Source organism: Nocardioides sp. AE5 (assembly GCF_031844485.1).
Taxonomy (GTDB): Bacteria; Actinomycetota; Actinomycetes; order Propionibacteriales; family Nocardioidaceae; genus Nocardioides.
Genome location: NZ_JAUZVI010000017.1, coordinates 1 through 21783, shown reverse-complemented (window position 1 = coordinate 21783; position 21783 = coordinate 1). Strand labels below are relative to the sequence as shown.

21 protein-coding genes and 1 tRNA gene are annotated in these 21783 nt (G+C 65.5%); 11 read left to right on the top strand and 11 right to left on the bottom strand.

What is annotated here, in order from left to right:
* The first annotated feature begins 181 nt into the window (after window positions 1-181).
* Genes Q9R27_RS18195 through Q9R27_RS18185 form a run of 3 tightly spaced genes read left to right on the top strand, consistent with a single transcriptional unit; the run spans window position 182 to window position 3593 of the window.
* Window positions 182-1258 (top strand): ArdC-like ssDNA-binding domain-containing protein, encoded by a 1077-nt coding sequence (locus tag Q9R27_RS18195; RefSeq protein ID WP_311253829.1) that lies wholly within the window; start codon window positions 182-184, stop codon window positions 1256-1258.
* Window positions 1255-1833 carry a hypothetical protein gene (locus tag Q9R27_RS18190; protein WP_311253828.1) on the top strand — a complete coding sequence of 193 codons (579 nt, stop codon included), beginning with the start codon at window positions 1255-1257 and terminating at the stop codon, window positions 1831-1833. The genes Q9R27_RS18195 and Q9R27_RS18190 overlap by 4 nt, the downstream gene beginning before the upstream one ends.
* The gene (locus Q9R27_RS18185; protein WP_311253827.1) at window positions 1830-3593 is read left to right on the top strand and encodes a TraM recognition domain-containing protein; all 1764 of its coding nucleotides are present in this window, start codon (window positions 1830-1832) and stop codon (window positions 3591-3593) included. Before Q9R27_RS18190 ends, Q9R27_RS18185 begins: the two co-directional genes overlap by 4 nt.
* Before the next feature lie 106 nt (window positions 3594-3699).
* Here the strand turns inward: Q9R27_RS18185 and Q9R27_RS18180 are convergent, their stop codons facing one another.
* Complete coding sequence (locus Q9R27_RS18180) at window positions 3700-4029, bottom strand: hypothetical protein (RefSeq protein ID WP_311253826.1); 330 nt, start codon at window positions 4027-4029, stop codon at window positions 3700-3702.
* A 330-nt stretch (window positions 4030-4359) separates the two neighbouring features.
* On the opposite strand from Q9R27_RS18180, the gene Q9R27_RS18175 reads away from it, so the two are divergent.
* From Q9R27_RS18175 to Q9R27_RS18160, 4 genes are all read left to right on the top strand, one after another.
* Window positions 4360-4797: a single-stranded DNA-binding protein gene (locus tag Q9R27_RS18175; protein ID WP_311253825.1), complete on the top strand. Its 438-nt coding sequence runs from the start codon at window positions 4360-4362 to the stop codon at window positions 4795-4797.
* A gap of 161 nt (window positions 4798-4958) precedes the next feature.
* Complete coding sequence (locus tag Q9R27_RS18170) at window positions 4959-5432, top strand: hypothetical protein (RefSeq protein WP_311253839.1); 474 nt, start codon at window positions 4959-4961, stop codon at window positions 5430-5432.
* A 125-nt stretch (window positions 5433-5557) separates the two neighbouring features.
* Window positions 5558-5878 carry a hypothetical protein gene (locus Q9R27_RS18165; protein ID WP_311253824.1) on the top strand — a complete coding sequence of 107 codons (321 nt, stop codon included), beginning with the start codon at window positions 5558-5560 and terminating at the stop codon, window positions 5876-5878.
* 47 nt (window positions 5879-5925) lie between these two features.
* Window positions 5926-7161, top strand: a complete 1236-nt coding sequence (locus Q9R27_RS18160; protein ID WP_311253823.1) for a hypothetical protein — start codon at window positions 5926-5928, stop codon at window positions 7159-7161.
* 27 nt (window positions 7162-7188) lie between these two features.
* Here the strand turns inward: Q9R27_RS18160 and Q9R27_RS18155 are convergent, their stop codons facing one another.
* The 4 genes from Q9R27_RS18155 to Q9R27_RS18140 are packed head-to-tail and all read right to left on the bottom strand — an operon-like array spanning window position 7189 to window position 9336.
* Window positions 7189-7494 (bottom strand): helix-turn-helix transcriptional regulator, encoded by a 306-nt coding sequence (locus tag Q9R27_RS18155; RefSeq protein WP_311253822.1) that lies wholly within the window; start codon window positions 7492-7494, stop codon window positions 7189-7191.
* Between the two features lies 1 nt (window position 7495).
* Window positions 7496-7852, bottom strand: coding sequence for a type II toxin-antitoxin system RelE/ParE family toxin (locus tag Q9R27_RS18150; RefSeq protein WP_246065058.1), 357 nt, complete (start codon window positions 7850-7852; stop codon window positions 7496-7498).
* A 50-nt stretch (window positions 7853-7902) separates the two neighbouring features.
* The gene (locus Q9R27_RS18145) at window positions 7903-9099 is read right to left on the bottom strand and encodes a site-specific integrase (protein WP_311253821.1); all 1197 of its coding nucleotides are present in this window, start codon (window positions 9097-9099) and stop codon (window positions 7903-7905) included.
* Window positions 9100-9105: 6 nt separating this feature from the next.
* Window positions 9106-9336: an AlpA family transcriptional regulator gene (locus Q9R27_RS18140; protein WP_143911975.1), complete on the bottom strand. Its 231-nt coding sequence runs from the start codon at window positions 9334-9336 to the stop codon at window positions 9106-9108.
* Between the two features lie 2481 nt (window positions 9337-11817).
* Here Q9R27_RS18140 and Q9R27_RS18135 point away from each other — a divergent pair.
* Window positions 11818-12507, top strand: coding sequence for a hypothetical protein (locus tag Q9R27_RS18135; RefSeq protein ID WP_311253820.1), 690 nt, complete (start codon window positions 11818-11820; stop codon window positions 12505-12507).
* A 353-nt stretch (window positions 12508-12860) separates the two neighbouring features.
* Window positions 12861-14060, top strand: a complete 1200-nt coding sequence (locus Q9R27_RS18130; RefSeq protein WP_311253819.1) for a site-specific integrase — start codon at window positions 12861-12863, stop codon at window positions 14058-14060.
* A gap of 97 nt (window positions 14061-14157) precedes the next feature.
* Here the strand turns inward: Q9R27_RS18130 and Q9R27_RS18125 are convergent.
* From Q9R27_RS18125 to Q9R27_RS18100, 6 genes are all read right to left on the bottom strand, one after another.
* Window positions 14158-14231 (bottom strand) — tRNA-Met (locus Q9R27_RS18125).
* A gap of 62 nt (window positions 14232-14293) precedes the next feature.
* Window positions 14294-17281 (bottom strand): UPF0182 family protein, encoded by a 2988-nt coding sequence (locus tag Q9R27_RS18120; RefSeq protein WP_311253818.1) that lies wholly within the window; start codon window positions 17279-17281, stop codon window positions 14294-14296.
* Entirely contained in the window at window positions 17278-17850 is a 573-nt protein-coding gene (locus Q9R27_RS18115; protein ID WP_311253817.1) for a PPA1309 family protein, read from the bottom strand. The genes Q9R27_RS18120 and Q9R27_RS18115 overlap by 4 nt, the downstream gene beginning before the upstream one ends.
* Window positions 17851-17852: 2 nt before the next feature.
* Window positions 17853-18902 carry a PDZ domain-containing protein gene (locus tag Q9R27_RS18110; protein ID WP_311253816.1) on the bottom strand — a complete coding sequence of 350 codons (1050 nt, stop codon included), beginning with the start codon at window positions 18900-18902 and terminating at the stop codon, window positions 17853-17855.
* A gap of 55 nt (window positions 18903-18957) precedes the next feature.
* Window positions 18958-19221 (bottom strand): hypothetical protein, encoded by a 264-nt coding sequence (locus Q9R27_RS18105; RefSeq protein ID WP_311253815.1) that lies wholly within the window; start codon window positions 19219-19221, stop codon window positions 18958-18960.
* Between the two features lie 58 nt (window positions 19222-19279).
* On the bottom strand, window positions 19280-19717 hold the full coding sequence (locus tag Q9R27_RS18100; RefSeq protein WP_311253814.1) for a molybdenum cofactor biosynthesis protein MoaE: 438 nt from the start codon (window positions 19715-19717) through the stop codon (window positions 19280-19282).
* 69 nt (window positions 19718-19786) lie between these two features.
* Here Q9R27_RS18100 and Q9R27_RS18095 point away from each other — a divergent pair, with 69 nt between their 5' ends.
* Both Q9R27_RS18095 and Q9R27_RS18090 read left to right on the top strand, forming a co-directional pair.
* Window positions 19787-21112, top strand: a complete 1326-nt coding sequence (locus Q9R27_RS18095; protein ID WP_311253813.1) for a zinc-dependent metalloprotease — start codon at window positions 19787-19789, stop codon at window positions 21110-21112.
* Window positions 21109-21675 carry an NUDIX domain-containing protein gene (locus tag Q9R27_RS18090; protein ID WP_311253812.1) on the top strand — a complete coding sequence of 189 codons (567 nt, stop codon included), beginning with the start codon at window positions 21109-21111 and terminating at the stop codon, window positions 21673-21675. The genes Q9R27_RS18095 and Q9R27_RS18090 overlap by 4 nt, the downstream gene beginning before the upstream one ends.
* Window positions 21676-21783: the final 108 nt, after the last annotated feature.

The following is a 21783-nucleotide window of genomic DNA, read 5'->3' as shown; positions in this document are numbered from 1 at the left end:
CCGGCGATGAGCCGTCGTGCCTGGTCTTTCACTCAAGGCCTACGTCACCGCAACTACGCTCCGGCGTGAGGTATCTGCGACCGCTCGGCCTGAATCGAACGGAAACGTAGAGATAGCGACTCAGTCCGGCGGCAACGGACGCACCTGATGGACGACACGTTGTCCAGGAGGTGAGGTCGGGATGCGGCACCAGACACAGCAAGCGCAGCAGGCCCGGGAGGCCAAGCTCGACGCGCTGCACGCCAAGCTCACGGAATCCGTAAGCACTCTGGTCAGCGGCGATGACTGGCGCCGCGCTCTCGAGTTCTCCGCGAGGTTCCGCAGCCGATCGTTCAACAACACGATGCTGATCTACCTGCAGCACTACGAAGCCTTCAGGGCTGGCCGCGTTCCATCGGCGACCCCGACGTACGTCGCCGGGTTCAAGCAGTGGCAGACCTTGGGCCGACAGGTGATGAAGGGCCAGTCCGGCTACGGGATCCTCGCCCCCGTCACCGCTCGGTTCGCCTCCCGCACCCCCAACAGTGCCGAGTCATGGCGGCGTCTGGGCCGCGGCGAACGCTCCCAACCCGGCGAGACAACCCGCACCAAGCTGGTCGGGCTCCGACCCGCGTACGTGTGGGACGTGACGCAGACCGACGGTGAGCCGATCCCCGAACCACCGGCACCAACCCTGTTGTCCGGGCAAGCACCGCTCGGGCTTTGGGAGGGACTCGCCGCCCAAGTCGAAGCCCACGGGTTCGCCCTCAAGCAGGTCCCCGATGCCGACACGATCGGCGGCGCGAACGGCATCACCGACTTCACCACCCACGAGGTCTGTGTCCGTAGCGACATGGACGAAGCAGCCCAGGTCAAGACACTCGCCCACGAACTCGGCCACGTCATGCTCCACTCCCCCGAAGCCCGCACCGGCGACGACACCGCCACCCGCGACGCGGCGCTGCACCGCGGCATCGCCGAAGTCGAAGCCGAGTCCGTAGCCCTGATGATCGGTGCCGCCCATGGCCTCGACACCAGCGCCTACACGATCCCGTACGTGTCGAGCTGGGCCAGCAGCATTCCAGGCAGCGACCCGGTCGAGGTCATCCAGTCCACAGCCGAACGAGTCCGCACCACCGCCGTCCGCGTCCTCGACCAACTCGACACCGCACAGATCGGCAACGGTGACCCGCCAGGCCTCGACCGCTCCGCCGCCGTCCCTACGGCGCCGGTGCGCCAGCAACAGCCGGTCGTCGAACCGCAGGTGGTCAGACTATGAGCCTGCTGAACCCAGCAACCGCCTACCGCCGCTCCACATCACGGCCACGGATCCCCGTCGTCCTGCCCCTGGTCCGCGTCGCTGTCGACGACACAGGATCCTTGAGCGTCACCGTCGATGACCAACCGCTCGCTGATGAAGCGTCGGCGCGCTCGCGCGGCGAGCTGCGACCGCTCCTGGACCGCATCGCCACCGAACAGGAATCAGCGCTGCGCGTCGAGATCCACGAACCCGACGGGAAGGTTTTCACCGACTTCCACACGCTCGAACCGACAGCCACGCCCAGCCCGGCGTCGGAGCCGGTCACCCACGCACGGAGCACCCACGACGGCCAGCCAATCGTGAACGTGCGGGCAGGCTCACTGACCGGCGAAGGCTTCCAATCCAAAGAGCAGGTCTTCGTCGCGATCGTCGTGCACACCACCACCAGCAACTCCGACGGCACACTCGACCTGCACCTTCCCGTGGCGCTACTCGACCGCACGGCAGGCGATGTCGTGCTCGTTGGAAAGGTGTCCGGTGCAACCCGCCCCTCCCCTGACGAAAGCGACGCATCTGAACGGGACGCCTCGTGACCACCGCGGCCCGCCCGGTCGACGACACCCTCGTCAACCTCGCACTCATCGCCATCGGAGTCGCCGGCGCCGCTGCAGCGCTGCTCCGTGGTGCTGCGGCACTCACCGCTTGGGTAAGCAGAACTGGCCAACCCACCGCCGACTGGGCATCCGGCATCCGAGTGCTCGGTGACCCGGCCGACCCGGGCCGCGTCTTCGGAGCAGACATCTCACCCTTGGCCTACTGGACTGTCCTCGCCGTACTCGTCGCCACGCTCCTCGCGACGGGTTTCTTGGCTTGGCGAAAGGTCGACTCACTGCGCCACAAGACCCGGCACGACCCGCGCCGACTGGTCGGAGTCGCGACCCGGACCGACGTAGCCACCGTGGCATCCAAGAAGGCCCTCCTCGCACGGAGCACGACCCTGCGGCCCAGCCTCACCAGCGCCCGGGCCAGCGACGTCGGATACCTGCTCGGACGCTCCCGCGGCATGGAAGTCTGGGCCTCGGTCGAGGACTCGATCCTGCTGCTCGGGCCGCCGCGGTCCGGCAAGGGCCTGCACGTCGTCATCAACGCCATCCTCGACGCCCCCGGCGCTGTCGTGACCACCGCAACCCGACCCGACAACATCGCCGCCACCATCACCGCCCGCCAGAAGGTCGGTCCAGTCGCAGTCTTCGACCCCCAACGACTCGCCGAAGGACTCCCATCCGGCCTGCGCTGGTCTCCCGTGCGTGGATGCGAAGACCCACTGACCGCGATGATCCGCGCCACCGGACTCGCCTCCGCAACTGGACTGTCCTCTGGAGGCGTCGAATCCGGCGGATTCTGGGAGGGCAAGACCCGCAGCGCACTGCAAGCCCTGCTGCATGCCGCAGCACTCGACCACCGCAGCCCCGCCGAACTCTTCGCCTGGACCCTGTCGCCCTCATCGGCCAGCGACGCCGTCGCGATCCTCGCCTCCCATCCGAGTGCAGCTGCCGGTTGGGGCGAATCGCTGGACTCGATGATCCACGCCGACGCCCGCACCCGCGACTCCATCTGGATGGGCGTCTCTCTCGCCCTGTCCTGTCTCGCCGACCCCCGCGTCCTCGACGCCGTCACCCCACGCCCCAGCGAACACTTCGACCCCGTCGAGTTCCTCACCGGCAACGGCACCCTCTACCTCCTCGCCACCGGCGCAGGAGCCGGCGCCTCCTGGTCCCTGGTCGCAGCCTTCATCGAAGACCTCGTCGAAACCGCCCGCCGCCTCGCAGCAGCCTCAGCCGGCGCCCGCCTCGACCCGCCACTGCTGCTGGCTCTCGACGAAATCGGGAACCTCTCCCCGCTCCCGTCACTGCCGGTGCTCATGGCCGAAGGCGGCGGCACCGGCATCACCACCATGCCCGTCCTCCAGTCGCTGTCTCAAGCGCGCGACAAATGGGGCGACCACGCAGCCGGTGCCATCTGGGACGCCTCGATCGTCAAGATCATCCTCGGCGGAACCTCGTCGGCCCGTGACCTCCAAGACCTCTCCGCATTGATCGGGGAACGCGACGAGAAGACCGACTCCATCTCGGTCGGCGACTACGGATCTCGCTCTCTCCAACGCTCCACTCGCCGCGTCCCCGTCATGCCACCCGAAGCTATCCGTACCCTGCCATTCGGAACCGCACTCATCCTGCTGCGCAGTTCACCTCCGCTCATCACCGACCTGCGACCATGGACCACCCGCCGGGACGCTACGCAACTCCGGACCGAACGGACTATGACCGAGGTGGCGCTTCAGCGGCGCGGATGACGTCAACCTTCCACGTGGACGGACGTCGGGTTCCAGGATTGTAGTTTCCTCCGCTTGCCAGCAGAACGAGGTCACGCGGGCACGATCGTTAGCAGGCAGAGCGACGTCACGGCAGTTCCTCGCCGTAGACGATTCCGTGGCCTCGGGCAGTCTCGTCCATTTCGTCGGCCACTTGAACCATCACGGTGGCGATGTCGCGGCAATCGATGGCGCTCAGGTCACCAATTGCGCCATTGCCGCCGTACCAAAGCGAAGCGAGGACATCAAAGCGTGCGTCCTCACCGAGCTCTCGATCGTCTTCGTCTAGTTGCTCAATGTGCGCGCTGGCCGAACCGGCACGTATTGTCCTGCCAATATGCGTCGGTGCCGTCTGATGTATCAGCGGATCATTCTGTCCATCGCACCAGGACGGGCAGGCTCCCTTGGACTCGTTCATGATTGATCTCCTAGTTGGGTAAGTCCATGTCCCCGGCTGGTCCAACAGCGCGGGGACAACTGTGCTCTCATCTGACGATCCACCGATCCCATGTCGCTATGCCAAGGACTACGTCAGACCTGTGGATGAGTCCGTAATCGCGCATGCTGTGGACAACGCTGAAAGACCGACGCGTGCGTTCTCGTTGTCCACGGAATACTGATTCTCGAACCCGCAAGGCCCCGTGAATCTCACCCCTCTCGTCGGTGTCGAGTGTCGCGGAGCCGCACACGCACCTTTCTCCTGAGAGCGATCGCCGACGATGGCGTCGCGTGAGGTCAGGAGTCGATGATGACGATCCCCACCCAGATGAGCCTGCATGGCTTCATCGTCACTGCACCTGAGTTGACGTATGGCAAGAGCGACGTCGCGAGGTTCCGCGCACGGGTCGGCGTCGAGCAGTGGCGCAAGGAGGCCGATGGGTCGTTCACCAAGCTCGACCCGCAGTTCTGCGAGATGGTGATGTTCAAGTCCGCAGCCGAGCGGGCCTACGCCCGGCTCCGTGCCGGTGACCACTTCGTGGCCTCCGGCTACGTCCACGAGTACGAGTTCGACCGCGACGGCGAAGCCGTCCAGCGCGAGGAGTTCGTGGCCCGCCGAATCGGACACGACACCGCCCGCACCCGCTACAGCGTCGAACGGCCCGCCGCCGAACACGACACCGGAATCGGTGCCAGCCGGGACGCCCAGCGGACGGTTGAGCCCTCCTCGACCGCTGTCGGGATCTGACCGTGACAGACGAGGCGAACGAGCCGGCTGGCATAGAGCCGTCGGTGCTCGATGCCGAGCGGCATCCCGTCTTCGACACCTGGCAGAACTTCAATGCCAACGACACTGCCGAGGGCGAAAGAACCGAGTCGGAGTGGCCCGGGTCGTTCGAGTCGGCGTCGCTGGCTGAACCGTTGGAGCCGATCAATTGGAACACCCTCACCGCCGATGAGGCCGAAGCCGAATGGCTCGACCTCAACGCGTGGGTGAACTGGCTGCGCGGCACCTACGGCCTCGCACCGAACGAGATCCCACCAATGTGGCACCGTCACGACGAACTCGTCTGGGAACTGTCCGCCCTGCACCTGCACTGGCTCAACTCATACAGCCCCGACGCCTCCCCCTCATCGCCGCTGGCGTGGCATCGCGACTTCGCCGAGACCCGGCACCGGCTGCGAGACTGGGTCGCCGCCTGCGGCACCCGGCTCGACCGCGACCGCCCCACCCGACAGACCGCCTGGCCCGGCGAACCCGCCGCACTCCCCACTGCCGAGGCCTCGGTCACCGACAGGGACGCCGACTTTGTGCAGTTCGTGATGGAAGACGTCACCGCACGCCGTCAGGTCGAAGCCGACCTGGAACGCCGCGCCTCCTGACCCGTTCCGGCGATCTGTGGAGAACCCGGCGTTGTCCACAGCTCGACGAATCTGCCCGTCCTGCAACCAACTCTCGGGCGGACGGTGGCGGTGCGCACCTGATCCTTCAACGAAGGGAAACCCTCATGCTTCTCGCCCACGCGGTCACCCTGGCCGAAGCCCGCTCCTACATCGCGGCGCTGGCCGATGAGGCAGCCACGTTCGACGGCTCGGTCGAGTACGAACACGCCCTGCTCTACCTCGACCTGATCCACGGCGACGACGTCCCCGCCCTCGACACCCACGGCCTCACCGACGACCGAGCCATCCTGCACGCCGTCGCCGTCAGCGCCGTCATAGAACTCGCCGCCCACGGCGTCGACAAGCTCCAGGTCGAACTGCTCCTCGACATGCTCGACGTCGCCCGAGACCGCGACAACCCGAACCCCGAGGCCAGTGGGTTCTGATGTACGGCGACAACACGGCCGCACTGCGCAGTGAACTCACCACGCTCATGCAGATCACCCGCAACCAACAGGACCTCCACACGCTCACGCCCGACGACGTCGTGCTGATCGCGTCCTTTCGCACCAGCCTGACCCTCTGGTGCCAGCAAGCCGTCCGGGCGTCGAACCCGGACGGTGACTTCGGCGGACCCACGCCTCGCAGCCGCGGTCCGGCCGAGGAGCTTCGGTACCGGCTCGACCAGGCCCGCACCGGGTACACCGCTCCCTTGCCGGACCTGGATCAGCTCACCACTCCGTACCCCAACCACATCGTTGACCTGTGGCGGCGTGCAGCGAAAGCAGCGGCCCTCGGCGAGCACGACTTCCCTGCCGGACTGGACTACGGCAACCTGACCGAGCATCAGGCCATGACTGTCCTGAAGGACGCCTCCGAGGTCGCCCGCGCACTTACCGGGCTCGACCGGCACTATGCCGCGGCTGTTCCCGATTGGGAACTCATCGCCGAGGCGGACCTGCTTGGTCGTGCTGCCGTGGTCTGCGCCGCCTACGCCGGCTACAGCGAACCCGACTACAGCGTCGACCAGCGCGGCTGGCGTCCCCCGCTCCAACTCGTCGATGGACCAGCACTCCCTGGCTTGGATGGTGTGCTGCAGGCGCAGACCAACCTGCTCGTCCACCTACGCCGCCAACCCGACGCCTACAGCCTGCGGATCATCTTGGACTCCCAACGCATTGTCTCCGCGCGCGCCGCAGCGATCGGCGACACCTCGGGCGCACCGGCCGCAGTGGCGCAACGCTGGCGGCACCGGTCGGAGACCTACGCGCTACTCATCGACCAGACCCGCAACCTGCGTGGCCTTGTGGGCACGGGCTACGCGGCTGGCCAAGGCGCACTCGCGGCGGCTCGCATCCGCGCCCTACCCACCACCACCCGGATCCGTTCCCAGCAGTTGCGGCACCTCGGCGCGTTGTTTGCCCACATCGACCAGCGCCTTGCCGAAACCATCGCCGCGGGCGCCGACGACCGCAGCTACCTGATGGGCGTCGACCTGCCCCGCATCGGTCTCCATGCACCAGGCGCGGTCGAGCCTCAGTGGGCACGCCACATCCCTCTCGACGTGCAACCACGCACCCCAGTGCTCGACACCGTCAAGAACCGGCTCACCCCACGCCCGACATCTCCAGCGTGTTCGCCTGGCAGCACGACGCAGCGGCGATCATTCACCGGCGCCATCGACGCTGCCCGCCGCTCCGCACCGAAGTCGTCGGACCTCAGCCTCTGAGTTGTACGGTCGTCATGAGATCTTAGGTCAGGCGATCTGGAACGTCTCCTCGCCAACCGTCACCTCGACCCGCAGCGTTCCACCGAGCGCGTCGGCATACCGGCGCAGCGTGTCGACCTTCGTGAAGTCGACCTGGCCACGCTCGATCTCCGAGACCCGCTTCTGACTGACCTCCAACGCCTGCGCCACCTCGGTCTGCGTCATCGCGAGCATCTCGCGCAACTCACGCAGCTTGTAGGCGCGGACCTCCGCCAACATCCGCTTCATGTGCGCTTCCTGCACCGCGGGATTGCCGGGACGTTCGGCCAGCATCTCTTCCATCGTCTTGGCCATCTCAGTCGCCGCCCTTCTGCTTGCGCAAACCTTCCAGGTGTTCGTCATACCGGTCATCCGCGACCGGGATGTTCTTGCGGTACCACTTGTCCCACCGACCCTGCTTGTCGCCAGCTAGCAGCAATACCGCCCGGCGAGTCGGATCGAACGCGAACAAGATCCGCACCTCGCTGCGCCCCGACGAGCCGGGCCGCAGCTCCTTCATGTTGTTGTGTCGCGAGCCGATGATCGTGTCGACCAACGGCCTGCCCAACGCCGGACCAACCGAAGCCAAGACCCGCAGCGCCGCCATCACCTGGTCATAGGTGCTGTCGTTACTGGACTTGAGCCACTCCTCGATCAACTCGACGTCGACCACCCAAGGATACCCTTTTCCTTCTACATGGAAAAGGGTATGACGCTTGTCATTCACTGGTCCGCCTCCCTCATCCGCGGAGCCAAGGCCTCAAGAATCTCGGCCGTCACCGGGTTCACCTTCTCGTCCGGCTCGATATAGTGCGCCTTGGTGATCTCCGACGACGTGTGACCGAGCATTTCCGCGGCGAGGTCTGCTCCACCTGCGCGATCCAGCGTCGTGGCGACCGTCCGCCGGAACGAGTGCGGTGTCACCCCCTCGATGCCAGCCTCAGCCAGGACGGCGCGCAACCGCCTCCGTACGTTGTTGGTCGTCAGCGGCGTGCCATTGCGAGTGAAGAAGATCAGGTGCTCTGGGTCCTCGGCGGCGATCTTGACCAGCCGCTCCCGCAGCACTTCTGCGGTGAAGCTCGGCACAGAAACCGTGCGTGTCGACTTCACCGTCTTTGGGTGATGCTGTCGATGCGTTGCCTGGCCCTTGGGCGACACAATCGTTCCGCAGATCCTCACCGTGGCCGGAGAACCCGTCACGTCGACATCGCACTTACGGATGGCGAGGACTTCACCGATGCGGGCTGAAGTTCCCAGCATCACCTCAATGATCCGTTCCAACTGCCCGTCCGGCGGAGGACCCGGCACGCCCGGACCGCGCCGCCACCCCCGCACAGCCCCCCGGATTGCGTCCACCTGGCCCACAGTCAACGCCAACGCCTGCGACGGGGGCTTGCGAAGACGAACGGTGTCTCGCACCGGATTCTTCGCCATCGCCTCGTAACGGACCGCTAGGCCGAGTGCGAGGCTCAGCACGGTTCGGGCCTGCTTAGCGGTGCTGTAACTCTTGGTGGTCGCCAAAGCCTTGATGAACTGGTCGACGCGGCTAACCGTGATCTCTCTCAGGGCGAAGTGCTGGAACGCTGGCATCACCAGTTGGTGCATGTTGCGTTCGTAGAGCGCGCGCGTACTGGGCGCGATCTTTCCTTCCAGGTCCAGGTCACCGAGCCACACCTCAACCAGGCGGGCGAAAGGGCTGTCCGGCGTCAGTTCGCCAATTCCGCGATTGGAGCCCGCGCGTTGCGACAGCTTCTCCTTGAGCCGGTGCTCGGCGAGCTTGCGTGTGGCGGCGCTCGACTCAACCCGACGCACCTGACCGTCGAAATCGCGGAACCGCACGCGCGCACGCACGGTGCCGTTCGACAGATTGGTGAACTCAATGTCGCCGTACGTGCCGATCGGCGTGCGGGGCCTAGCCATGTGACCTCACCCCCGCTCCACTGGTCGTCCAGGATGGGATTCGCGAAGGTTGTCCAACCAGGCTCGCACGTCCGACACCGCGAACTTCAGGTGTCGTCCCATGCGGACCGCTACAGGACCGCGCCCGTTCTGGCGCCACTCGTAGATCGTCTTGATCGAGACGCCGAGGTACTCGGACAGTTCGTCGATGCTCAGGAGCGGATCGAGTCCACTCAGCGGGTTCGTGTCGGCCTTCATGCACATCAGGTGTGCAGGGCGGCCCGCAACGATCGGTGGCAACCGGAGTGTGCGGGGGCCACCCGGAGGGCCCGTCGACCGACGCGCCTAGAAGAAGGGCAAAACGGAGGGTTTCCGGAGGGGTGATCAATTCTCAAATGCTTTCAGCCCGGGATTCGCACTGAATCCCGGGCTGATCTGGTAGCGGGGGCAGGATTTGAACCTGCGACCTCTGGGGAACGCCGTGTCCAGATCACTAACTGTCACCAAACCCCACTGTTGAGCGGGATTCTTCACATTTCACGCCTGACGATGACACCCCAGATCACTCCCATTCCCCACAAACTCGGGAATAGGTGGGGAATGAATGGGGAACCCGCGTCACGCTGTCAGGCTGCCTGCGCTGCACGTAAGAGGGCGCCGTGCGCTCCTGCCAACTCCGAGACTGTTGGGGCGCTCACAACGGCTTCCACGGCTGTCAGGGCTATCACGGGCTGACCCTGACGGGTCATGCCCTCAATGATCCACAGACCGTCTTCATCTAGGAGAGGTTCCCACCCTTGCCGACACAGCGCCCTGACGGCGCTGTTCCAATCAGCGCCATTGAGCGATCCACCTAGCCAGACGTCTGACTCGGGAGCCGGGAGCACGAGCACGCCCATCCCTGTCATTGGGTCAAGGTGGGCAGTGTGGAGCGCGCTGACGGCGCGGGTCATTGGTTCGGTCATTGCAGAAACCTCACAGTCATTGAGAGTCATTGAGAGTCAATGCGATTCATTGACGATTAATGAAGGCTGGTCATTGAAGGGCGACCCTAGAGGATTCACGCTCAAGCAATAGCCATTGTCCGCCCATTGGAGTGTCATTGCACAATTGATTGCAATGCAATTCCGCTTCAATGGAAATTGTTCAGGACCCGCCTCAATGCAGCAATCCGGTCCTCAAGAGCCGAACCAATGCAAAGTCTGTGGGCATGCACAGGTGAACCTTGGTTCGAGCGTTGACGCCCGGTTAACCCCAATGCAACTGAGGGCTTAAGGGAATGCGCAGGTGATACCTTGGTTCTAGTGGTTCACACCCGTTACCCCTAATACGACTCAGGGCTTACGGGAATGCGCAGGTGATACCTTGCTGCATAGGCACCGGGAGCAAATACTAGGTGCGGCGCCCTCTGGAATGGCGCCATCACTTTGCCCTATTAGTTGCAGGGCAGCGGCACGCCCTTACGGGCTGCCCTGGCTGCCCCTGCCCATTGAAAGGAAGTAACTCATGACAACAACTCTCACTGATGAGCGGATGCTCAAGGCTCAGGAACTTGCCGAGCGTTGGGGAACTAGCACCGGAAGACTGGCGAACATGCGCAGCGCGGGAGTAGGGCCTACGTACGTGAAGATGGGCAGCAGTGTCCGCTACCGACTTGCTGACGTGAAGGCATACGAAGCCGCACAGACCGTTCAGCCGGTTGGACTCTGACTGTGACCCGCGCGTGCGAAGGGGTAGACCGGGAGATTGAAGCCGTCCTGATCGACGCTGGGAGACATGTTGCACGGCTGACGATTGAGGCTGGCCCCACGGCTGACCCGTTGGGGAACCTCGCACAGGGCAAGGGCTTGGCAGTACGGGACGTGTTCGCCAATCTCGTTGTCAATGGCTGGGTCCGTGGCTGGGTGGAGTCCAGCAAATGAAGGAGGACGGGACCCGACTAGGCGTGATCTGGGGTATCCGCGACAGTCGGGATTTCAACCCCACGGAGAAGGCGATCCTGTGGGCTGTCGAGTCGCGCGGCACGGCGTACGGAACCGTAGACACGATGAGGGAGGACGCAGGCGGCATGAGCCGCAACACCTTCTATAAGCACCGGGACAGGTTGCGATCCGTGGGAGTCCTGACCGTGATGGAGCGTCCCGGCAAGACGACTTCCTACCGGGTGAACAAGGAATGGTTCTCCGAGCAGTCACTAGACCCGTACCAAAATGTGGTAGGGGTACCAGAAATTGGTATCCCCCAACCCCGACCAGAATTTGGTAGACCCCCCTACCAAAATCCGAACACACCCCTACCAGAATCTGGTACACCCCCCTACCAGAATTTGGTAATGGAAGAGGACCCTAAAGGGGACCCCCAAAGGGGTCCCCTAAGAGGACCAACAGAATCCAGCGGGAAGAAGATCCTCAGACCTAGTGAAATTCCTCTGAGTTATAAAGAGGTTGAGATCCCAAGTTTCTACGAGTAGAACGAGTTCGGGACTTTCAGCCAGCCTGACGGCTGGCTCATATCTCACTCAGAGAGTTTGACTCTGAATACTCACACTCTCCCGCTGTAAGGGCAGCCGCTTCGCGGCGGCTGCCCTACCCAGGACATGTCCCTACGTTCCTTCGGGCGAACTCTCGCCCGGCGATAGGGCCATTAAGGCAGCATCCACCTACCCCCGCCCATGCCTTCGGCATGCCGGGAATCGGTGCGCGCTGTCGAATCGCACGACCCCATGAAAGGAGTCACCAAATGACAACGAGCACGACACGCAAGGCCAGCCCGTTGAAGGCTGCCCAAACAAAGGTTGCAGGGCTTGAAGACCAGGAGCGCGCGACGAGCGAACGCCGGGATAAAGCACGGGCGCACCTTGCCGATCTTCAACTACGGAGTTCGTCCGGCGATCCATCCGTCACCGGGCTTGACCTCATCACGGCACGCGGCGAAGTTGAGGCAACGGAGAACCTTGCAGAGCACGCTGCAAAGGTGCTCGCTGCGGCTCGCATGGAAGCGGCTGCCTTGCTTGCTGAGCAGACCGCCCAAGAGGCCCGTGACAGCCTCATCGGCCATGACCCCAACGAGACCTTGAAGGATGCACAGAAGGCCCTCCAAGACGCCGTTACGAGCGTCAGCGATGCCATTGCCAAGCAGGACGCCACGAGCGACGCCATCGGGCAAAAGCTGGCTAGCGCTGGCGTACCACCGATGGAGTGGTGCAACGGGATTCAGTACGTTCCGGTCCGCACTAGTTCGACTTCATCCAGCGTGGCTAGCACCGGGAGGGTTTCGTATAGGGGCAGCGTGATCCCAGGTCGCTTCAACGTCGCTATCCAGAACGAAGACGGCGAAGCCGTTTGGCTGTCGAGCGAAGGCCTTACGCGGGACTCCAATCAAGTCATTGACTCGATCCTCAACCAAGCATGGGAAGCCGTGCGCTCATAGGGTTGACAGTGTTAGGCCCCACGGAGGTTCGGGAGCATCCGGACCCCGTGGGGCTTGACTCCCCGATGCCCTCAAACTGTGGCAATTTCTGCGCTGCTATCCACCTCCGGTACGGAGTGACCCCCGGTAGGGGTCACTACCCCACCCTCACGAGCAACAGCACGGACCCCGACTGGCGTGTTACTGACCCACGCTCCTAGTCCTGCACGGCTTCCTAAGGAACCCGATCAAACAGGGGCAGGGCGACCCTGCCCAACCAGACCCCCACCCATCGCCACTTGAACCGTGTTGCCTATTCCCCATTAATGATGCAATGATCCGACCACAACAGCACACCACGGAGGATGAGAGACATGGCGCGACCGGCTGCACAGCCCTACACACTCGGGAAGATCACCTACGCCGATCACCCGACGATTGAGGGGCACAGGCAGGCAAGGGGCTATTACCGCGACGACAACAACAGACGGCGTGAAGTCACGGCCAAGGGCAAGACGGACCCGGCAGCCCGGCGAGCACTGCAAGCCAAGGTGAATGCGGCTCGTGACGAGTTCCGGGGTGGGGACGATCTGTTGAGTAGCACTACAACCGTCGCCAAGGCCGGGGAAGTCTGGCTTGATTGGAAGGACCGTGAAGGCAAGAGCGCAAACACGATGCGGGACTACCGGGGATACGTTCGCAACTCCATTGTTGACGGTCCACTCGCAAACCTGACTGTCGTGCAAGCCAATGATGTGGCGCGGATTGAGTCCTGGCTGACGCAGATTGCCGATGAGAGGGGTCCGGCTGCTGCCAAGGGCAGCCGGAAGGTACTGAGCGGGATTCTCGGGCTGGCTGAGCGCCGTGGCGCGATCCCTGCCAGCGTGATGCACCGCGTCAGGACACCCGGCACCAAGGCAGGCAGCGCGGGAGACCGGAAGTGTGTAGATGCTGACTGCGATTACACATGCGGCAAGCGCCACTTGGATACCCGAAGAGCATTCACCCGGCAGGAAGCCCAAGCCGTCCTGACTGTGGCAGACAACGCCAAGGCTGACGTTGGCGACTTGGCCGCGTTCCTGTTCGGGACCGGCGTACGAATCACTGAGGCCCTGCATTGTGTGTCGTGGGCTGATGTGGACTTCGATGCACAGACCGTGCATGTCCGGGGGACGAAGACGGAACAGGCTGACCGGATTCTTTCCATGTCTCCCGACCTAACAGCGCGCCTCAAGGCGCGTGCTGAGGCTCACGGGACCAAGGGGCTTGTGTTCGGGGTGACCTACTTCGCAACCAAGGCAGGCCAGCCGAGAGACCGCAACAACGTCTCCAAGGCCCTACGCCGTGTCTTTGCTGCTGCCGGGGTGCAATGGGCAGGAACGCACACCTTCCGGCGCACGGTCGCATCGTGGATGGACGAAGCCGGTTGCTCGCTCGCTGAGATTGCCAACCAACTCGGGCACGCTGACACCAACGTCACGGCTGGCTATCTCGGAAGGAAGACACAGCCCACACGAGCGGCTTCCGTAATGACGCTACTTCCCGACGAAGCACCCCGACTGCGAGCCGTCTAACCCCAACCCGCTGCCATTACTGGGGAATAAGTGGGGAACCATCGAAAATGACAACAGCCCCTGATCTGCGTTTATGCAGGTCAGGGGCTGTTTCTTGTAGCGGGGGCAGGATTTGAACCTGCGACCTCTGGGTTATGAGCCCAGCGAGCTACCGAGCTGCTCCACCCCGCGTCGGTGAACAGAACATTACGCGATGCGTTGTCCGTTCCCAAATCCGGGGCGGGAGGCGTACGTCACTCCTCGACGGGAGCCTCCTCCGTCCCGGGTGCTTCGCCCGAGTCCTCGGAGGCCAAGGCGAGCGCCTGGCTGACCAGCTGCTCGGCCTCGCCGGTCCGGTCGGCATAGCCCGACAGGTCACCGTCCTTGAGCGCGGCGTCCGCCTCCTTGAACTTGGCGTCCGCCTCGATCAGCAGGTCGCGGATCTGCTCTTGGACCGTCCCGGTCGGCCCTTCCGGCTCCTCACCGGGCTCCCCCGGTTCCGTGGGCTCCTCGGGCGCCTCCGGCGTCTCGCTGATGTCCACGTCAAGCACCTTGGCCACCGCCTCGGCCACGGTCTGGCCGATCGCGGTCCGCTCCCCGAAGGAGACCAGCACCTGGCGCAGCACCGGATAGTTCGCCGTGCTGGCACCCTGACGGACGGCGTACACCGGCTGCACATAGAGCAGGCTCTCGCCCACCGGCAGCGTCAGCAGGTTGCCGTTGATGATCCGCACGTTCGAGTTGCGGGTCAACGCCTCGAGCTGGCGCTGGATCTCGTCGTTGGAGCCGAAGCGGTTCGCTGCCTGGCCGGGACCATCGACCCGCTGGCCACCCGGCAACTCGAGCACCCGGATGGTGCCATAACTGTCCAGGCTGGCATCGGAGTCGACGGCCACGAACGCCTTCAGGTTCTGCCGCTCATAGGGCACGTAGACCGAGGTCAGCGAGAAGATCGGGTTGTCGCCACCACTCGGCGTACGGACCGAGAGCCGGTAGGCCGGCTGCAGCAGTCCCGGCGAGTTCGGGTCCTCCGGGACCGCCCAGCGCGCGTTGCCCTCATAGAACGTGCTCGCCTGCTCCACGTGGTACGACGCCAACTGGTAGCGCTGCACCTTGAACAGGTCCTCGGGATAACGCATGTGCGCCAGCAGGTCCGCGGGGATGTCCTTGCGGTCCTTGACCGTCCCCGGGAACGCCTTGCGCCATGCCTGCAACAGCGGGTCGGACTCGTCCCACGCATAGAGCGTCACGGTGCCGTCGTAGGCATCGACCACGGCCTTGACCGCGTTGCGCATGTAGTTGATCTCGTCGGTCGGCAGGGTGCGGAACTGGTTGTCGTCGTTCAGCGAGTCACTGGTCATGTCCTCGAACGACGCCTTCTCGGCCTGCGGATAGCGGTCCGTAGTCGTGTAGCCGTCCAGCAGCCACACGATCTTGCCGTCCACCACGGCCGGATAGGGGTCGGCGTCGACGGTCAACCAGGGCGCGACCTTCTCGACCATCAACCGCGGGTCACGGTCATAGAGGATCTTGGAGTTCTCGTTGACCCGGTTGGAGAGCACGATGTTGGGCTCGGAGAACTTCCACGCATAGAGCACCTTGTTGAACAGGTTGCCCACCGGCACGCCGGCAGCCCCGTCATAGGTGTTGTTCACCGCGCTGCCGGTCTCGGAGTCGTCGGGGATGTCCAACTCGACGTCGCGGTCGTCCGGGTTGGCCTTGCCGACGATCGAGTACGTCGGGGACTGCTCACCGAAGTAGATCTGGCCGCGGTAGCCGCCCTCGAAGAGATTGGTCAGCTCACCGCGCGGCGGCAGCGACTGCTCCACCCAGACCGGCTCGTCGCTCGCGGACTGGGTCTCGTTGTTGATGTCGCGCTGGTTCCCGAACGCCGCGATCACGCCGTACCCGTGGGTGTAGACGGTGTGCAGGTTGTTCCAGTTCTTCGCCTCGTCGGGAAGGCCGTCCTGGTTGAGCTCACGGACGCCGATCACGATGTCGCGCTTGTGCCCGTTGATCTCATAGCGATCCACGTCCAGGACGTCGGCCACCGAGTAGTAGCCCTTCTCCTGCTGCAACTGCTCGAAGGTGGCCCGCACCAGCGCCGGGTCGAGCAGGCGGATCTCCTTGATGTTGCGGACCTCCTCGTTCTGCTGGGTGGAGGTGAGGTCGGTGGCGCCGGCGAAGTCCTCGATCTCGACATCCTGGATGTCGTACGCCGCACGGGTGGCGTCAATGTTCTTCTGGATGTAGGGCTCTTCCTTGTTGGCCTGCGACGGTGCGACCTGGAACTGCTGCACCACGGCCGGCCAGATCATCCCGAGCAGGATCGAGGAGAGCACCAGGAGGCCGAGCCCGACGCTGGGCAGCAGCCAGGTCCGACGCACCACGTTGGCGAAGAAGAGCACCGCACAGATCAGCGCGATGAACATCAGGATGTTCTTGGCCGGCAGCACCGCGTTGTCGTCGGTGTAGCCGATCCCGGTCATCAGCGAGCCGCCCTCGTTGAGCAGGTCGAAGCGGTCCAGGTAGTAGTCGACCGCCTTGGCCAGCACGAAGACACCGAGCAGCACCGAGAGCTGTACCGCCGCCGCACCGGAGAACCGGTCGACCTTCGACTGCAGCTTGATGCCGCCGTACACGTAGTGGGTGATCGCCGAGACGATCAGGGCCACCACCGCTGCGGCCATCAGGAAGTCGACGATGAAGTGGTACCAGGGCAGGTCGAAGACGTAGAACCCGATGTCCTTGTTGAAGAACGGATCCGGCTCCCCGCCGAACTCCCCACCGTTGCGCCACAGCATGTATTCGCGCCACTTGCCGGATCCGCTGGTGCCGGCGAAGGCACCGACCACCAGGCTGATGCCGACCAGGAGCACCACCCGGATCGGCCTGATCGCTTCGCGGTAGCGGTCCAGGCTGACCTGCTCGGGCGAGGCCGGGCGGAAGACCGGCCGGAACCGGTAGGCGAGGTAGAGGTTGACAGCGACGATGATCGCCATCACTGCCCCGAAGACCAGGAAGAGCCCGATCCGGGTCCGGATCAACTGGGTGAAGACGCTCGAATATCCGGTGGACTTGAACCAGAGCCGCTCGGTCCACAGTGACGCGAAGAGGGTGAAGGCGAGGAAGAGCGCCAGCACCACCCCGAGCGTGATCCACAGTGCACGGCTGCGCCCCTGGCGCACGGGCCGTTGCGGCTGCGGGCGGGGCCTGGGCTTGTCGTCGAACATGTCACTCATGTCGGCATCTCCTCGGGTGCGTCCCCCTCAAGGGTGGCACGCAGCATTGCGATCATCTCGGGGACGAGGTCGGGCCCACCCACCACGGAGGTGTCCTCGTCATGCGCCCGCAGGCGCAGCGCACAGTACGTCGCCCCGCCGCGCCGGGCGGCAACGACGATGCGCACCTCCTGGCGGTCCGGGTGCTCCTGTGCAAACTCAAGGGCGGCCTGGGGATCCTCGGGGATCTCCGCATCCACCTCGGGGGGCAGCACGAGGCGTTCGACCACCGTGGCGCATCCCTCGACCTCGGGGGGCCAGGTGATCGAGGCCAGGATCGTCTCGAACTCCACCGATGCGTCGAGTTCCTGCTCGATCGGGATCAGCGAATCGTCCGCGGCGTCACCGTCCAGCCCCAGCGCCCGGGCGAGTTCGGGCTCACGGGCGGCCAGGTCGACGGTGCGTGCCAGCGCATAGAGGCGCGACTTCTGGTCCCAGCCGAGTTCCGCGGCGTGCAGTTCGAGTTCGTGCACGGTGGCGATCAAGGCAGGGTCGACCGACTCGTCCCCCGGCGGCTGCGGATCCGTCATGCTCACCCCACGCCCTCACAGCTCGGCAGCTCCGCGGACGGGTCGGCCACCCATGCCTCGATGGCATCGACGGCCGACGAGAGGGTGTCGGCACGGACCAGGACCATGTCGCCGTTCGCCCCGCCGAGGGCTTCCTTGCAATTGTCGGGCGGCACCAGGAAGAGCTCTGCCCCGGCGTCCCGGGCAGCCGGGATCTTCTGCTGGATGCCACCGATCGGACCGACCTTGCCGTCGGGGCTGATCGTGCCGGTGCCAGCGAGCTGCTTGCCCCCGGTCAGTGACCCCTTGGTCAACGTGTCATAGATGCCCAGGGCGAACATCAGGCCCGCACTGGGGCCGCCGATGCGCGGATCGATGTTGATCGAGACCTGGAAGGGGAACTTGAAGCTCGGCCCTGTCTGGATGCCGATCATCGGCGTCCCGTCGACATCCTTCGGGGTGACCTCCACGGTGACTTCCTTGCCCTCGCGCAACACCTCGAAGACCACCGGCTTGCCGTCGCTGCCCTGCACCTCGTCGACGATCACCGAACCGTCCTCGGCCACCGGCTTGCCGTTGACGCTGACGATGTGGTCGCGGACCCCGATCTTGCCGTCGGCCGGCATCCCCTCGGTGACGAAGAGCACCACGGTGGTGGTCTCCAGTTCATAACCCATCTCGATCAGTGCTGCGGCGATCGCGGCGTCCTGGGAGGAGACCATCTGGACGGCGGTCTCGGCGTCGTTCTCCTCATCGGTGATGCCGTCCTGGTAATAGGTGTCGTAGGGCACCACGGCCCGCTCGTCGCTGAGCCAGGCACTGATCGCGGTGAGCAGCGAGATCGAATCCTCCGGCCGGGTCACCCCGACTGTGGTCATCCGCAACTCCCCGCCGTCGTAATAGGTCTCGTGCCCGGAGACCTGGATCCGCTCCTGGCCCTGCACCTCGGAGAGCACGTCGACGGTCATGCCGGGCGAGAATTGCACGTACGGCGCAGGCGCGATCGCAGCCGTGAGCCACAGCACCACCATCAACGGTGCGGAGATCACGATCGCGAGGGTGCGCCGGGTCATGGTCAAACCCTCTCATTCCACGACAAGCGCGCAGGCACTGGTCCAGCGGTCGGCGTCAGGCCGAACGGCGTACGTCGTCGCCCTGGGCGCGGTTGCGCGAGGGCCGGACCGCGATCCCGGTGCTCCGGTCCCGCGGCCGATCCGCGGCCGGGCCCGGGCGGGTGAGTGCCGGATGCTCCTTGCGCAGCGCCTTCGCCATCCGTTCCACGGCCACGTCCCGGTCCACCCCGCCGCGTCCCTCACGACCCAGCCAGGCGACCCAGACCATCGCCGCCACGGTCACCACGACGGGCGGGGCGAGCCACCACAAGATCTCCACCGCCCCACTCTCGCATGTGGTCACGCCGGGAGCCGGGAGGCACGCGGGCCGTGACGGCTCAGGGAGAGCCCACCCACTCCTCGGTGCCGTCGGCGAAGACCTGGTGCTTCCAGATCGGCACCTCGGCCTTGAGCCGGTCGATCAGGACCCGACTGGCGGTGAACGCCAGGTCGCGGTGGGCCGCAGCGGCCGCGACGATCACGGCCGCATCCCCGATGGCCAGCGAACCGGTGCGGTGCACCGCAGCCAGGACGACGCCCTCGTGGTCGTCCGCGACACTGGCGCAGACCTGCGCCAGGCGCTCGGTCGCGCTGGGGTGGGCGGCGTACTCCAGCTTGCCCACCGCCTTGCCGCCGTCGTGGTCACGGACCCGGCCCACGAAGAGCACCACTCCCCCAGCCGCGGCGTCGTCGACCGCGGCCAGCATCTCCTCGACGGAGAGCGGCTCCTCACGGATGCCGACCAGGCGTACGGCGCTCGTCGGTCCCCAGGTCATGACGCCACCCTAGAGGTTGCGCCCGGGCCGACGGTGTCCTGCTCACCATGGGACAAGTAACGTGGACCCATGAGCGACAACTCCGGCGACCAGCCCGAGAACCCCTTCAAGGGCACCCCGTTCGAGCACCTCTTCGGCGGCGGCGCTTCGGGCATGCCTGCCATGCCGGACATCTCCGCGCTGATGAGCCAGATGCAGGCGATGATGGCTCCCCACGAGGGCACGGTGAACTGGAACCTGGCCACCGACATTGCGCGCAAGGCTGTCGCCCAGGCGCCGGATCCGGCGCCGTCCCAACGCGAGCAGGATGCGGTCGCGGACGCCGTACGGCTGGCGGACCACTGGCTCGACGAGGCCTGCGAGTTCCCCTCCGGCGTGCAGTCCACCGCTGCCTGGAGTCGCGCCGAGTGGATCGAGTCCACGCGCGAGGTGTGGCAGGTGCTGGTCGACCCGGTCGCCGAGCACGTGGTTGCCGCGATGGGCAACGCCCTGCCCGAGGAGGCCCGCCAGATGGCCGGTCCCCTGATCGGGATGCTCGGCCAAGTCGGCGGCGCCATGTTCGGCAGCCAGGTCGGCACTGCCCTCGGCGGCCTGGCCGGCGAGGTGCTCACTGCCTCCGACATCGGGCTGCCGCTGGGGCCAAACGGCCGCGCGGCGCTGGTGCCCACCAATGTGGCCGCCTTTGCCGAGGGCCTCGACGTGTCGGTGGACGACGTACGCCTCTACCTGGCGCTGCGCGAAGCGGCCCATCAGCGGCTCTTCGCCCACGTGCCGTGGCTGCGCGACCACCTGCTCTCCGCGGTCGCGGACTATGGCCGCGGCATCGAGATCGACACAGCCGGGATCGAGGAGCAGATGCGCAACCTCAATCCCGGTGACCCCGCCGCAATTGAGCAAGCGCTGGAGGGTGGCCTCTTCGAACCGCAGCAGACCCCCGCCCAGCAGGCGGCGCTGCAGCGACTGGAGACGACGCTGGCGCTGGTCGAGGGCTGGGTCGACGAGGTGGTCAACCAGGCCGCCGGCGAGCGGATGCCTGCGGCCGGCAAGTTGCAGGAACTCATCCGCCGGCGCCGAGCCGCCGGTGGACCGGCCGAGGAGACCTTTGCTGCCTTGGTCGGGCTGGAGTTGCGGCCCCGGCGCCTGCGCGACGCCTCCACCTTGTGGGGTTCGTTGCGCACCCGCCACGGCGCCGACGGACGCGATGCGGTGTGGCTGCACCCGGACCTGCTCCCGACCGCGGCGGACCTGGACGACCCACTCGGCTTCCGCGAGGAGACCGCTGACCCGCTCACCCCCACCGACGAGGAGTTCGACGCCGAACTGGCGAAGCTCCTCGATGGTGACCAGGGGGATGAGGGCGACGAGGGCGACGGTTCCGCCCCCGAGCCGGCGTGAGCCTGCATGCTGATGCCCTCGCGGTGCTGCGCGAGTGGCCAGCGCCCGATGCTGCCCAGGAACAACACCGCCAGCGGATCATCACCCATCTGGAGGCACACCCCGACGGCATGAGGCGCGACTGCTTCCCCGCCCATGTCACTGCGGGGGCGCTGGTGGTCTCGGCCGACAGTGCGGCCGTGCTGTTGAACCTGCACGGCAAGGCCCAGCGCTGGTTCGCTTTCGGCGGCCACTGCGAGCGCGCCGACGAGACCCTGGCCAGCGTGGCCCTGCGCGAGGCACTGGAGGAGTCGGGCCTGTCGCACCTCGACTTCGACGCGACCCCGGTGCAACTCGACGAGCACGCGGTGCCGTTCTGCGACCCACGCGGGAGCGTGGCACACCTCGACGTCCGCTATGTCGCGGTGGCTCCCGAGGGGTCGGTGCACGTGGCCAGCGACGAGTCACTCGACGTGCGGTGGTGGCCGGTCGACGCCCTGCCCGATGCGCTCGAGGACGACATGCACGCACTGATCGCTCTGGCCCTGGCCCGCCTCCACGAACGCCGAGGCGGCACGAGTTGACGCCGTACGTCGTCGAGTCGGCACGAGTTGACGCATTTCAACGCCGAGGCGGCGTCAACTGACGCCGCCTCGGCGCCCAGTTCTGTGAACACGTGCCGACTCGGGGTC